General features: G+C 54.9%; 7 protein-coding genes. 2 read left to right on the forward strand and 5 right to left on the reverse strand.

Annotated features, from left to right (window positions below; all coding sequences use genetic code 11):
- Nucleotides 1-104 precede the first annotated feature (104 nt).
- The 3 genes from AC2FNE_RS07910 to AC2FNE_RS07920 form a co-directional block, all read right to left on the reverse strand.
- Complete coding sequence (locus AC2FNE_RS07910; RefSeq protein WP_496805116.1) at nt 105-2,720, reverse strand: AAA family ATPase; 2,616 nt, start codon at nt 2,718-2,720, stop codon at nt 105-107.
- Nucleotides 2,717-3,847, reverse strand: coding sequence for a metallophosphoesterase family protein (locus AC2FNE_RS07915; RefSeq protein ID WP_496805117.1), 1,131 nt, complete (start codon nt 3,845-3,847; stop codon nt 2,717-2,719). The genes AC2FNE_RS07910 and AC2FNE_RS07915 overlap by 4 nt, the downstream gene beginning before the upstream one ends.
- 203 nt (nt 3,848-4,050) lie before the next feature.
- A complete protein-coding gene (locus AC2FNE_RS07920) occupies nt 4,051-5,049 on the reverse strand; it encodes a helix-turn-helix transcriptional regulator (protein WP_496805118.1) in 999 nt (332 codons plus the stop codon).
- A gap of 333 nt (nt 5,050-5,382) precedes the next feature.
- Here AC2FNE_RS07920 and AC2FNE_RS07925 point away from each other — a divergent pair, with 333 nt between their 5' ends.
- Nucleotides 5,383-5,808 carry a hypothetical protein gene (locus AC2FNE_RS07925; protein ID WP_496805119.1) on the forward strand — a complete coding sequence of 142 codons (426 nt, stop codon included), beginning with the start codon at nt 5,383-5,385 and terminating at the stop codon, nt 5,806-5,808.
- Between the two features lie 214 nt (nt 5,809-6,022).
- Here the strand turns inward: AC2FNE_RS07925 and AC2FNE_RS07930 are convergent, their stop codons facing one another.
- Nucleotides 6,023-8,977, reverse strand: a complete 2,955-nt coding sequence (locus AC2FNE_RS07930) for an SNF2-related protein (protein ID WP_496805120.1) — start codon at nt 8,975-8,977, stop codon at nt 6,023-6,025.
- Nucleotides 8,974-11,943 (reverse strand): hypothetical protein, encoded by a 2,970-nt coding sequence (locus AC2FNE_RS07935; RefSeq protein WP_496805121.1) that lies wholly within the window; start codon nt 11,941-11,943, stop codon nt 8,974-8,976. Before AC2FNE_RS07935 ends, AC2FNE_RS07930 begins: the two co-directional genes overlap by 4 nt.
- A 136-nt stretch (nt 11,944-12,079) precedes the next feature.
- On the opposite strand from AC2FNE_RS07935, the gene AC2FNE_RS07940 reads away from it, so the two are divergent.
- Complete coding sequence (locus AC2FNE_RS07940; RefSeq protein ID WP_496805122.1) at nt 12,080-14,455, forward strand: UvrD-helicase domain-containing protein; 2,376 nt, start codon at nt 12,080-12,082, stop codon at nt 14,453-14,455.

Raw genomic sequence — 14,455 nt, forward strand, 5'->3', positions numbered from 1 at the left:
AGCTTTCCTTTTCATTCATAGGCCCTCGAGCGAGGTGCTGTGGAAGAAAGCCCAAATACTCGAGAGGCATGAAGCATACAGGCTATAAACCCGGCCTGTCTCAATCAGTGCGTTGCAACTTCCTCTTTAACTGACGACAGGCGCAGGGCGTGGCCGCCGAGATCGCGAAATGCCCGCTGCCGGCAGGAAAAAACAATGATTTGCAGGTCGCTGGCCTGTCGGTGCAAGGCATCGAACATGCGTTCGATCCTGTCGTCATCGGTAAAGATCAGCGCATCATCCAGAATGACTGGCGCAACCCGTCCTGAGGCGGCAAGCATTCGTGCGAAGGCCAGACGGACAAGCAGTGCCACTTGCTCTTGTGTCCCGCCGGAGAGGATGTCGATCGACTCCTCCCGACCGTTGCGAACAAGAGCATCGGGTAACAGCGACTCCTCGCCCCAGGTCAGTTCAGCATCCGGCCAGAGAAGGTGGAGAAGCGGTTTTAGCTCCTTTGCGATGGGAGCAAAGTAACGTTCACGCGCTTCGTTTCTAGCTGCACCTAACACTTCCTCGAGCCGTGTTAACACTGCGACCTCATGCTCAATACGCGCCAGTGTTTCTTTAGCCGCTCCCAGTTTCTCTGCAGTTTCGGCCAGACGTTCTTCAATTGCGTCGCCGGAAGAGCGGCCGATACGTTCGTCGAGGCGAGCGAGAAGCGGTTTTAAGTGGGCGATCTGTTCTCTTGCTTGTGCTTCTATGGACTCGGCGCGGGACAGCGCAGCCTGCGTTGCCGCAAGATCTGGAGCGTCCTTGGCTACCTGGGCATATTCCGCCTCGGCGGCTTCGAGTATTTTTTCGGTGGAACCCACCGCTTCGGCGAGAGCGGATTCGGATGTATCGCCGAGCTTCTCCAGCGCGTCCTCAGCCCTTTGCAGACGGTCGCGGAATGAGGCGAGCTTTGTTTCAGCGCGTGTCGAAACGGTTCGGTCATCCGCAAGTCTTTCGGACGCAGTGTCACGGGCGAGGCGCGCTTGCTCATAGGTTTCCCGCGCATCCAACAGTGCCGCCTCAGCAGCCTCCGGGTCCAATGCCTCTGTGTCCAAATCCAAAACAGGGATCCGGTTGAGCGCTTCGCGTAGTCTATCGATCCCGTCGGGCGCGAGACTCGATAGAACCGCTTTAGCTTCGCGATGGCTTTGTTCGGCCTCGGTGCGAACAACCGCCGCTGTACGGGCGGCTTCGAGATCGTCAAATCCGGCCTCTTTCAAAGCATCTTTCAGTTTTTGTGCCGCCAGTTCGACCGTGTCGACGTCATGATCGCTCGCGCCAGGGCGCACCTCAAGCGTTCCCACGCCTTCAATGGTTAGGTGCGTAGCGCGAGGCAGGGCGTGAGCGTGCCCGTCGGCCAGCGTCTCATCCCCGGCGCGGATTGCGCCATCTCTGCCTTCGACATATCGGGCGATGACCTTGGTCGCAGTAGCTTCGCGTGCAGCGCGTGCAGTGTTATGGGCAGTGGCCAAAGCCTCAAGCCGGTTTAGCGTTTCCGCATTCGGACCAGCTCGGGCTGCGACGGCTGCCGCTTCAATCGCGCTCCGCGTCTTCTCCGCATTTGCGATACGCTCCTCTAGCTCGCGCCGTCGCTCCACACCTTCCTTGGCAGCTTTCGCCCGCTGGGCAAGAGCGAGGGCGGTTTCTGACTCCTTGAGCTTAGCCTGCGAAGTCTCGAAGGCGGTTTCCGCAGCATCGCGTACCGTGTGTTGCGCCTCAAGCGCTTCGCTCGCAGATTTCGCCTCATTCGCCGCCGCTTCGACCTTCGCGGCGGCATCCTTCCTCTCAGCCAGCGTTTCGCGGAAGCTGTCGAGCCGTGTCCTCGCGCCATTAGTGGTCAACCGCGCCATTTCGAGTTTTCTGGCTTCGGCCTCGACTTTCTCGGCGTGCTGCTCTGCAGCTGCATGCGCTTTTCTCGCAAGCTCCAGTTTCACGCGCCGTTCTTCCGCTGCTTCTGGAATCTCTAACTCCCGTAAATCACGCCTTGCCCGCTTTCGTTCTGCCAGTGCTTCGTGCAGATCGCGCGCCGTTTCATCAAGCGTCTCGTGCTGGGCCGCGAGCATTTCGACCTGTTCCTGAGCCTCTTTCCAAGGCCCCGAGGTTTTAGGTCTTCCGGTCCCCGTGACATACACCGCGAGCTCTTCGCGGCAACGTGCCAGTGCAGCGTCCATGCGTCGCCCGCCCGTCATTGCTTCGACTTCATCGCCGACTGACGTCATCAGGTCGCGCCGGGCCTCCAGAGCAGCGTCTTGCTCTTTCTTGGAACCCCCGGTCAGATCAGTCATGCCTTGTCGTACCCATATCAAGCCCGACGGGCCGCCAGCGTCACCGCCCAACGTATCCGAGATCCATGCTTCAGCTTCGTCGGCCTGGGCGATCAAAACGCCATTCTGATGTACGGAGGCGACGGGCTTTTGAAGCCATCGCTTGAATACCGAATAGCGACCTTCGTCAGTTTCGATGTCGACAGTGACTTCAGGCGCGCCGCCCGCATGAGGACGGAGGCTCGAGACCTCCTTGTCTCGCGAGCCATGTGGCTTGAAGAATAATGCTTGCATAGCGTCGAAAAGCGTGGACTTCCCAAATTCGTTGGGCTCGGAAAGCACATTCAGACCATCACCGATATCTTCGACACGAGTGGCTTTGGTGAAACGACGGACATTGTTCAGAGTGATGCTGCGTATCTTCATGTCGAGCCCTCCCGGACGTAGGCATAGAGACGGGCGAGCGCATCTCCTGAAACCTCGCGTTCCTCCTGAGAGAGAGTTTCAGACTCCGCATCCTCCATCAGCCTGTCAGCAGCAAGCCGCAATGCGCCGCCACGGTCGATCTCATCGAGATCAGTCGCATCGTACTGAGTGCCGAGGGCATCCGTCTTCAACTCGAAATGCGCAAATTCAGGCGCGCATTGCTCGGCGGTACTTTGAAGATCGACCTGGTCAGGCAGGCTGGCCCAACCGGTCGCCGAGACCCGCAGCAATAGATTGCGACGGCCGGTGGTGGGCAGGACTGAATCCAAGGCGGCCGCAGCGTCCTGACGGGGATGGAGAGGCAGTTCCACCTCGGACCAGAGAAACGAACCCGTTTCGATTTCCTCGACCTGCGGCGTAGCTCCTGGCCCATCGAGCGTGATACAGAGACAGACGCCACGCCGACCATGTTTGAAGCGATCCTGCTCGGGGCTGCCGGCATATTGCACCCTGTCTGATACGGCCATCCGCCCATGCCAATCGCCAAGCGCGAGGTAGTCGAGCCGCGCAGTGCGGTCGCGGTCTGGTGCGATTGCGTCGCCTGAGTCTGTGAAATCCGTCACTCCGCCATGAGCCAGTCCAATACGCAGCTTTCCTTCGTCGCTCGCCATCGTGACCAGTGGTTCGGTAGGATCACTTGCGGCGGAGCGGTAAGCGACGGGGCAGGGTAAGAGCGTTGCCGTCTCCCCAAGGTCATGCGGTGTCGCTTCCATCAACGCAATGACATTGGCTGGGGCGTCTCGCTGGATCGTCTCCCACAAAGGTTCGGCGTCCCGAAGGTTGTCATGGTTGCCCGGCAGCAGCCACCATGTCAGGTCGGGCGTTTCCCCCATAGCTGACAGCGCCTGCCGGATCACAACTGGGGAAGGTGTGGCTGTGTCGAAGGTGTCGCCGGCTAACAGAATGTGTGCTGCGCCGCGATGAATGGCCGCCTCAGCCAGTTTGCCTATCGCACCGTGCCGTGCCTCCATCAGGCGCCCACGGATGTTACCGTCGGCGGGCTGCGGGATGTTGGCGAATTTTCGTCCGATATGAAGATCGGATGCATGAATGAATCGAAAGGCCATAATTTGAATTCCCAAAGTGCTGATTGCCGCGTCTCAACTTAACCGTGCTCAAATCCAACATTAGGAGGGTGTCAGAAACTGTCATAGTTTTAAGAAGTATTTGATTCCGGTGGATAGACTCTCGATGATTGTCCGGGCGATTTAGATGTAGCCCTCACCAAACTGGCAAATTTGAGCGGCCAGTTTGAAGCTGACGTCGTGATTCAAGGAAGCGCCGGAAAGTCGTCTCTCCTGTAGTTTTCAATCATTTCGCGGAGGCTTTCAGGAGCAATGACTTCAACCTGGTTACCCCACTGATACAGATGCCAGGTCATCTCCATGAGTCCAGATGCCGAGAAGCGTACTATCAAGCTGCCATCCGGCATCTCCTCCATTTCCTGTTCAGGGTGAAAGATAAATTGCTTTGCAGTCGATGCCGCCTGAACTGAGAAGCGCCATTCCACAGGCCCGAATTCGGCATCCGAATGAAAGGATCCAAAAGCCTGTGCTGCAAAGGCGTCAAGGTCGAAGTCAGGATTCCGGGCAAAGCTACGTGGCGTGATCGCGGCCTGCTCGATCCGGTCCAGTCGGAAGCGACGCATTCGGCCATCGCCTTCTGATGGGCGGGCGATGAGGTATTTGCGAGTACCGAGCAGAATTCCGTGCGGTTCGATGAGCCGCTCCCTCGGGCAATCATCTTGAGCACCACGATACAAGATCTTCAGCTCCCAAGGCGCCCGCAAAGCTTCGGTCAATGCCCCCAAAAGCTTCATGTCCGAGACAACGCGTGGTCCCGGTCGCGAAGCAAAGCCCTGGGCTTCTAGCAAAGCTTCTGCGTCAGCTTCCGCGCGTCGTTTGTGTGAGCCCGGCATCATAGCCAGCAAGCGATCCCGCAGCCGACGCAGGCTTTCTGCGTCGTTTGCAGAGCCGTCACGTTCGGCACGTCTGATCGACATTTCCAGTGCCGTAAGTTCTGCGTCCCGGATACCTTGTGATGCGACAAGTCTTAAGCTTTCGCCCCCGAGTTTCCAGTATTTGCGACGTTCCTCGTCAGTTCTTGTCTCGACCAGTGGAAAGACAAACTCAAGCGCCTTCGTCATGCGCTGGGCAGTGCGTCGGTCCACCTCGAACGTTTCCTCAATCTCTGCGAGGCCCACGCCAAGGTACCGAACGGCGGCAAGTTCCGCCAATCTCAGTAGGTCAAGTGCTTTATTATAAGACATTTTTTCCTCAGTGACAGATTTTGTCACCCTAAGGATACACTTATTGAGCGTCAAAGAAATTGGCGAAGGAGGGAAAAAAATATGACCAACGCCAGATTATTGAGTCGGTCGACATTTTTTTCCATGTGAGCGCAAGAATTTGACGATGGAGCTGTGCATCAGAAGAAAACCAATCCGAAAACTGAGAATTTGAGGTTTTGCCATATGGGTGCCATTTTCGTTAACGAATGTCGTGATAAAACCTAAGCGTAGGAGCGATCTCGCACCAATTCTGCACGTGATTAACCTTATACTCCAACCATCTTTACCCAACAGCACTAGGAAAGAAATAGAATGTCATTCTTGCTCAAAGTCAGTCGAACAGCATTTTCAGGCGAGAGTGGCTTGGTTCCCAGAATGAAGTCGGCCAAGCTTTCAGCAGATGATATCGGCAAGGAGGTATTTGTCTGGCTTGATGATGGTGGCGGTCAAAAGAGTGGCCTGCATGCAGTTGCCAGGCTTGTGAGCATCGATGAAGTGGAAATGCCACAAGTTCGCAACCCCAATAAAAGCAAGCCAGGCTATATGCTAAAGCTATCCGACATATCGACGAACGTTACATTGCCTCTAACAACCGATAATCTCTCTGACTATCGATATAGCAAGGGGACCAGTGGTCTTGAAAGGCTTGGCAAAATCCACCGAGATCGAAATGACAAGATACTGAGCATTTCCCCGTCCGAACGAGATGAATTGGCCGCGCGCTTCGGTTTTCGTTGAGCCAACTGCATTCAGGCCATGTCATGCTCTCAATCGGAGTACTTACCGTCTTAATCCCGGAAATCGCAAGTAGCGCATCACACCGATTTGTTTGAAATTTCTTGAATTGCTTCGTCTCGCCGATCTTGCCCCGGCAGTCATTGCGCATTATTTCAGCCCAATCGAGCAGGCTATATCTCAAACCGAGGCGCCGACGCATTAGTGTGTGTTGTCTTCACTGATCGCTGACAAGGGACACCAGAATGCTTATCGGCTCTGGCTGCGGAAATTTCAGTCGTCCGGCACCAACCTCCTGAACCAGCCTGATCGCCTCAGTTCCGTTCAGCCTAGCCATTTCAAGTGAACGCTCAAGCACTGCAATTTGACCTTGCCAGAGTTCAAGGGGTACCCCTTCCGGCCGCGAATTTCTGCGCCGCTGCAACCCAAGTTCACGGTTTCGGACTTCAATTTCAATCTGACCAGAAACTTGTGTGGCAAAATCCTCAAGCACCGACAAGGATTGTTCCACAACACGTTGGGAGAATTTGACTGCTTCCGATTTTATATACTCCAGTTGTTTCGCTCGAAGAGCTTTGGCTACATCAGGCCGCAGAAGATTTGCAAACGGGGTGCGTCCACGAGCGATCGCGTTGTCGGTCGAGGCGGTGATGGGCTGGAGGCAAAGGTCAATATGTTCAGTACTCAATTGCTTCCAACCATCTGGACCGTTTACCGTCCCCACCCGGATCAGTGTTCCGGGGTTCTCTAGACGCACTTTGCGTTGTAGCGCCCTAAAGAGAGCTTGAAGAGCCCTACGGTCCGCCAGGAGCGCATTTTTCTGCGCGTCAGTTCTGGCATTGTTGAGAAGTGCTTTTGCCTCTGGAGACCAAAGGTCTGGAACGATTTGATCCGGGAAGGAGTCGACGGTCGCAACCGTCAGGAGCGCAAGAGAGCCAATTTCACGGGCTGGATGGCCTTCGGGAAGTATAACACTGGTTTGCACAACTGGTGTTTCGATGCCGAAGTGATCGCTAGCAGCCTTTGCATAACCGTTCAGCACGGCATCGTGGACGACATTTCCGTGATCCAGGAAATGCAGAGGCCTCGCTGTTTCTTCACCTTGATCGGTAAACACAGCTTTTCGCGGAGGTGTTCCGATATCTGAGCGACGATAGATGAAAGGAATATGACCGGACATCCAGTTGTCCCGAGTGGTCTCTGGTAGCTGAAAAGGGCTTTCGCCTGCACGCCCTGTGGCAGCTTCGCGATAGTACCATAAAGTTCTGAAACGGTACCCGTCCACGTTGTCAGGGCGGGAGCTTATATCGAAGTCTCCGGATTTCCCGATAGTTTTGAACCACGCGCCAAGGGCGCGCTCTTCTCGTTTGACAGGCGTTTCCTGTGACTTTGCAATGTCTTGCATCATTGCTGGTTCCGGGCAGGCCTGGTCCCGCCAAGAAGAGAACGCGACTGTCGCCCGCTCTGGAGTATATGGGTCTGCTGATAGGAAGTTGCTTTTCAGTCCTGTTCCGTTCTCAGCGAGACGCGCTATCGTACCAGGAAGTTTTCGAGTTTTGGCAGTCTCGCCCAGCAGGGTCTGAACCTTCTGAAGTTCGTCAGCGGAAAGGGGGGGTAACGGTGCATCAAAAACACCCAGCGATGCGACGAGATCAGCGATAGCTGCCTCCTGAGAGCCCTCTACGAGGATGCGCCATATGTCGACCGTGTTCTGCTTCCTGCTTCGGAGCTTTGACCTGCCGAGACGGTCGATCCGGCCAATAAGCTGGTCAATGCTATCGATTTCCCAAGGCAGTGCGAAAAAAATAATTCCTTGCGCCACGTGATGAAGGTTCAACCCGGCCTGCACCCAGTCCCCAACAAGCAGAAGCCGGCTCTCGCCCGCGAGTAGCGGAGCAAGAGTTTCCTGTATTTCCCTGAGATTTGATACTCCGTCCACTTCGCTTGTTGCAGGGCGCCGCATCACAGAAATCGCGTCCGTAAGGTCAGGAAAATATCGCGGCAACGAAGTGCGGAGCATGTCAATCGTGGGGTTGTCGCCACAGACAATTATGAAGGATCTTTCCGGTGCATCACTCCATTGGCTGGCCAGAATATCCAGAAGTGCGTCAAGGCGGCTGTCCCCCGGGTCCTCAAGCGAGGCGAGGCGCGCCTGTTCCGCCGTTTCGCCAAGCTTTCCGCCTTGCACTGAAATTTCGGACAGGACGGTGCGAGCAGCCCGTGCGCTTCGCTGCAATGCTCGTGCAGCAGTCCAGGTTGGTCCCTGAAGGCCGTTCGCTGGATCAGCGTCTGCCAGCAATCTGTCAGCAATTTCAAATCGGACACGCTCGGAAGCAATCGGTTGGATACGTACTTCGTGGTTTCTGCGCTTTGGCAAGAAGTCGCTCCACTCGTTCCTTCCGTTGCGGATTATTCTCCTCCCCGAAGACGCTCGTAAAAAGCTCCGAGCCCACTGTCGGGCGTTATTGTCATTTTCAAGGAGTGCGATCGCGTTCTTTTCGCGATCTTCAAGGACTTCATCGAGAGTCCGTCCCTCCAAGCGCGCCAACTGACTTGCTTCAGGTTCAATCATCCGCAGGATCAGTTCACGCCACGCCTGATCGCCGAGGCGTGGCGTGGCTGAAAGTACCAGTACTTGCCGAAAGTTATCAGAGGCCTGCGACAACAGTTGGATTGTCTCGCGCGGCATGGTCTGGGGCTCGTCTACAATCAGTAAGTCGAACACAAACGGATCGGCGGTGATGGTGCGTTTGCCCTCACCCTGGCGGATCATAAGGTCACGAGGCCTTGCAAGAGTGACGGCCGCTGTTTCGTCAATGCTGTCATCCAGCGTGCCTGCAAGGGAAGGCATGATGTGCCCGCGGATCCAGCATTCCTCCTGCCATTGCGACAAGAGGTTGTCGGGAGCGACAACAATCGTACGATGTGAGGACTGCTGCCAGCGCAAAGCATTGATGATCATCAATGCCTGGACTGTTTTACCGAGGCCGACCTCATCTGACAAAAGATGCCGGATGTGGGTATCACCGAGGACTCGTCGCACCGTTGAAAGCTGGTGAGGAAGCGGATCGGCGGCTACTCCAAGAGCTCCGCAAAGGCCGATACTTAGCGCCGAGGTCCTGCGGCGAAGGGCTTGAACTCCATTGACGAAACGAAGGTACTGATCTGTCACGTCATCGCTCCGTCGCGCATATCCTGTCGCGCAAGCTTGTAGCGAAGAGCGGTATAACGAACTGCGCGCGCCGTTCGCACATCTGACAGGGTTTTAGCAAGAAGCCGTGGCCAGTTTTCCTCAAATATTGCTGCTTCTGGAGACAGCCAGAATTGCACTAAGGTTCGCAATTCAGCCCTGCCGATCCATCGCAGTCCAGGTCGACGAGAGGCATCAACGTGGCATTCGTCAAGAAGATCGACAAGATCGTTCTCGGTGAACTCGTCGTACGGGGCATTGGAAAGTGATATCCAACGTGCGTCAGGAAGGATGAAGCGCCTGAACATGGGAAGAAGTGGCATTTCCTGCGCCTGCACTAATGCCTCGAGCCAGTCCTCTGCTGGACGCGCCATATCGACTTCTTCGAACGCTTCGCGACCATCTTTCTCCAGATGAAGTCGAAGGTCCTCGTAAGCGTCAATCACCGCGAGGTCCAGATCTCCACCCAGGTCCTCCTCCCAGTTGTGCAAGGTTTCGGCGATCGTATTTACCGTTGCCCTAAAGCGGTCAATCAGGCGGTCTCTGAAAAACATCCAGTCAGAATTGTTTTCAATGCTCGGCAAGTCTTCACCTGTGAGCAGTCCCGCAGACTCTGCACATCGGAACAGCGCGCCATGTTGAGACAGGATGGAGAGATCTATTCCCGCCTCAGTTTTCTGCCACTCTTTGCCACAAAGGAGTCCAATGACTGCAGCTTCGAGATGGTCGACAACAGAGAAACGACGCCAGTTGCTGATAACATCGTCGGCTTCAGCCAGTTGCCAAGCTAATGTGGCCCGAGCAACATCGATCAATCCGACGTCGCCGTCGCGGGAGTCGGTCTCTCGTAACAAAGTTGGAAAGTTTACCCTTTCTCCAGTTAGTTGTTCAAAACTGAACTGGCGGCTGTCCGAAACAACAATTCCTGAGCCTAGCGTCTGATGCTGCCGGGAAGCCGGTAAGAGTAACTTCAGGTCACCGTCGTCGCCTTGGTCGGCATGAGGCAATGGGGAGCCCGGAGTCGCAACAAGAGTCGAAAAGGTTACGTTTTCGGTATTTTCGTCCAGCCAGCGCCCCAAACCAGGATCATAATAAAGATCCGGAAGGCCGGGTGAAAGCAGAGCACTGGCTGGCCGGAGCCCCTTTACTTCCACGTCGAGGCGCACGCTACCTAAAGGTCCCTCATATTGATGCAATTGCGTGTGTAAGCTCCGCAGCAGCGGCGAACCCCCGGCGATCACATGAGGTGTTCGGTCGATTATTTCTTTGATTGTGGAAATCCGCCGGTCGCCCGACCAAAGGCGAAGGCAGACAGAAACCTGTTCTAACGCAACTGGCGAAGCGATTTTTATCTCCAGTCTGCCGAGCTCAAGATCACGTAAAGTTGCTCTGGCGGGCTGAATACTGATGGAAGCTGGTTCAATATCGGGCGGCTCTATGACCTCGATAAGGATGGAGTCCGCGTCGTCGAGGTCGGGTGATGAAAGCGTGTGCTCTCCCGGAGAAGGCTGAAACGCAGCCCATCTTTCGCCGAGCAACTCCAGCCAGAACTCAGGGTACTTCTCGCCATCGAGAAAAGGAGTAAGACCATTATTGCGAGCCGAAACAAGAACCGGAAACTGCGCGGAAAAACTTGGAGTGACACCGGGCATTGGCATGCCTAGAACACGAAAAGCCGGCTTCTTTGATGGCAACGTGAAACCATGCCGTCGCAGGAACTCAGCATCTGCATCTGAATCTGTTTCAAGACGGCGAAATTCGGGTGATCCATCGCGATCGTTCCGAAGCCATTGAATTACTGACGCGCTTGCTGGAAGAACGTCAGTAGAGAAAACAGCCGTGGCACTGTGTTCTCCCGCTTCAATCAAAAAGAAGGATGCGTCGTCAGGCTGCAATTTATCCAAATATGAGTTTGTATCTTCCCGTTGCTGGCCAGACGAGGTGCCTAAATCATACAGGGGATGTTTTGGAAGAGTACCAAAAGGGCCAAGCGCGATCTCGCCGCCAGCGAGAAAGGAGCGCAGTGAAATACTTTGTTCTGCGCCCATGGCTCTGATCCGATCTCCTTGAATGCGCAGTTCAGCGACCATTTCGTCTCGCAGACTTGCTTTCAGAACTGGTCCACGTATTGCCAGTTCATGAGGTAAGCCATCGGAGAGGCTGAGGACGAAGCGGGAGGAGGGGAATTCCTTCGCTCGTGAAGTCTTGCGTGCCAAACCACGGCGAGCTTCGGAAATCGCGCGGAATGATCTCGCATCCTTGCGGACATCCTCGTCGATCCTGCCAAGAATACCGGCAGACATCCATCCCTCAGCGTCGGGAATGAGCAAACGTCGCATAACCTCGTGCGCGACATCACCGTTACCAAGCCAGTGCTCAAAGCGACGGCTTGAGTGTCCTGACGCAAGTTGTTTAAGGTACTCAAAGAGAGAGTCCGTATCCTCAACTGAAATTCCTGATCGTATCGCTCGCCGGAGCGCATCAGTGATCTGAGGCTGAATCTCCAAAGGCGCTAATGCGTTGCAAATTGGCCATGCAATTAATGGGAAATGTCGTTCCCATGGACTGTCTCCCGGACGTGCCAGCTGAAAATTCTGGTGACCAATTTCAAACAATCGAGTGATGGCGGTCCTAAATTCCAAACCGGTCTCGACGATAATTTCTCGAGATAATAATGGCCAGAAGTCCGTTCCCGTACCCCTGTAACGGTACCCGACCTCAGAAGCCACAATCAAAAGTGGCAAGTAACTCCAGGTCCAGTTTGCCCGCTTCAGGTGGGGATCCTGCTCCAAGGCGAGAGCAAGGGCTGTTTTCAGTTGCTCGATCTGAGTTCTGTCCAGCTCGTGCTCTACGGCGAAGACAGGGAGGTTTTCACGCGCACGGGCGAGATCGGAGAAATGGTCTGCAAGCGCCGAGTGCTGGCCTTTCAGGACCTCGGTTGCTTGCATTAGCCAATCTCCAAACTTTTTTCTTAAAATACTTCGAGTTTAACCTACGGTTGCAAATTTCTGCCGCATCGGCGACAAAGTTGATAGTTAGGCTGATGAAGTCAACAAAAATACTTAAGAAATTTGAGATTTAAGCGTGAATTCTGTCCCGGTGAATTTTCCCAAAGTTTTTGTATCTATGCGTTCTGGCCCACGTACCAGGCGCGCAATTGCGGACCTTGTTCGTAGCATAGTCAACGTTAGAAAAGGCATCAGCCGCATCTCTGTTGTGGAGTGGGTTACTCAATTCATTACTGATGGTGATTCCTCGGATGTCGTTTCCACTGTTGAGAATGTGATAGATGTCTTGTGCAGCGTAAATGACATCGGATTTGGCGTAGTTCGTGATGAACCTGTTTTAGTAGCACTGCCTGAACGGCGGGTGGCGCTTCCCGATGGTCGCATCATTGTGCTCGGCAATCACGAGGTTGGTTTCAGCGAGGAATCTGACCTTCTCTTTCCAGAGGCGGAGACAGGTGCAACTGAAACTTTGATCGACCTGCTGAGAGAGTTCGCAGCAGAAGATACTCAGGGGCCTATTGGCTTTCTGCAATCAAGCGGACGGTGGACAAATCAAAGTCCTATGCCGCCGGAACTAATGTGCGCGCTGCAACTATGCGGTTCTTTCGATCCGGTGACGCTGGAGTGGTCCCTAAGCGACGTGAATGCCAGTTTCCTTAACGAATGGTTCGGGACACTGCCAACATCAGAGTATGAGCAAGGCGCGTCGCGGCTCGATCCCAGTCAGCAAAGAGTGGTCAATGCTCCTGCGCAGGCTCGTCTGGTAGTCGAGGCCGGCCCTGGTTCGGGAAAAACCCATGTAGCATGTAAGCGAGTGATTACGCTCGTACAGGAAGAATCTCTGGCTCCTTCTCGTATTCTTCTTCTAAGTTTCACCCGCTTGGCGGTGGCAGAAATCAGGGATCGGATCTTCGCGCAACTTGCCGACGTGCCGAATGTGACGGCTCTTCAAATCCGTACCTTCGACTCTTTTGCTGCTCGTCTTCTGTGGGTCACCGGGGCTGGAGGATCCGCCGGGTACGATGCCAACATCCGAGCTGCGACGAATCTTCTGCGTTCGGGGGACGCATTAGTGGCAGATGCAATCGGTCAGCTTGAACATGTCGTAATAGATGAGGCACAGGACCTCGTGGGCGACAGAAAGGCACTTTGCGACTCTCTCGTCGAGTTGTTGCATCCTGAATGTGGCGTGACGATTCTGGGAGATTTTGCTCAGGCAATCTATGGTTACCAGGGTCGCAGCAGAAGCGAAGTTACTTTCCTTTCCGAAAAAGCAAATTCTGAGAATTTCCGGAATGATCGGCTGGAGTTTGACCACCGAACCACGAACAGCTCTCTTCAGCGGTTATTTGAAGAAGCGCGGGAGGTTCTGCGAAGTGATCCTGATGGTTCTCGCGATACATACTTCAAGGTGCGCCAACAGATACAGGATGCAGCTCTGGAGACGGGTATCGCAAAGTTCACGACCCATCCGACCACAACGCGCGGCCTGATCCTCACGCGGAGTCGCAAGGCCCTTTTTACTGCGGCGGAGGCGTTGCGAGCCGAAGGGCGTCAGTTCCGCATGCGGCTTCCTGACCGTCCGGTTCGGATTGCACCCTGGATCGGCGCAACGCTTGGCGGTCTTCCGGCATCTGAGAGACTGTCTAGGGAAGCGTTTGAATTTCTTCATGGTGCCCTTCAACCGGCAATTCACGAGGATAGTCAGGCGTGTTGGGAAATTCTGCTCGAACTCGATGGATCCGGCCGCGACAGTATTCTCATAGGCCATGTGGCAGAAGCCCTCGAGGATGCTCCACTGGAACTACTCTGCGACTACGAGGGCAATGGTGGGCCACTTATTTCAACGATTCACGCGATAAAGGGTCGCGAGGATCAACGCGTAATGTTGCTCCTGACCCGTGCTCCATATGGCGATACAGTCGATTGGGGAGACGAGGCGCGAACTCTGTATGTGGGAGCGACGCGTTCCGCTGCCGAACTGAGGACGGCATGGATCACTCCGGACAAGTATTATTCCAAAGGTAAGCCTGCACGATACTGGGCTCCTCGAAAGGAATACCGACTGATCGAAATCGGGCTCGAAGGTGATCTTGAAAACTGGCAAGATTTCCTGCGAGTAGCAAAGATAGACGATCCTCGACATACGATAGCAGCCATCTGGCAGGCTGCGGCTGCCGGAGTTTTTGCAGAGACAGTCGTAGATTCTGAGGAAAGGCTTCTTATTCGTGCTGTTGGCGGAGACGCCGCGCTTCTGGGCTGCCTGTCCCCCGGCTTTGTCGAGGTGCTGCAATCGATAAGGCAGACCGCTTTGGACAGCCCGTTGCCGGAGCGCATCTCTGGGTTTTCGGTGGTGGGTGCCACGACCGTCGTGGTGCTAGATCGCACAGGAAATGCACCCTCTGTTGGATTGATGCCTCTCATAGGGGGCTTCGCTCAGGTACCTCGTTGA

The sequence above is a fragment of the Ruegeria sp. YKSD179 genome (genome assembly GCF_059612885.1).

What these genes read in the sequence shown, in the direction of transcription:
- AC2FNE_RS07910 (WP_496805116.1), bottom strand. Translation starts at nt 2,720, where the DNA reads ATGAAGATACGCAGCATCACTCTGAACAATGTCCGTCGTTTCACCAAA.
- AC2FNE_RS07915 (WP_496805117.1), bottom strand. Translation starts at nt 3,847, where the DNA reads ATGGCCTTTCGATTCATTCATGCATCCGATCTTCATATCGGACGAAAA.
- AC2FNE_RS07920 (WP_496805118.1), bottom strand. Translation starts at nt 5,049, where the DNA reads ATGTCTTATAATAAAGCACTTGACCTACTGAGATTGGCGGAACTTGCC.
- AC2FNE_RS07925 (WP_496805119.1), top strand. Translation starts at nt 5,383, where the DNA reads ATGTCATTCTTGCTCAAAGTCAGTCGAACAGCATTTTCAGGCGAGAGT.
- AC2FNE_RS07935 (WP_496805121.1), bottom strand. Translation starts at nt 11,943, where the DNA reads ATGCAAGCAACCGAGGTCCTGAAAGGCCAGCACTCGGCGCTTGCAGAC.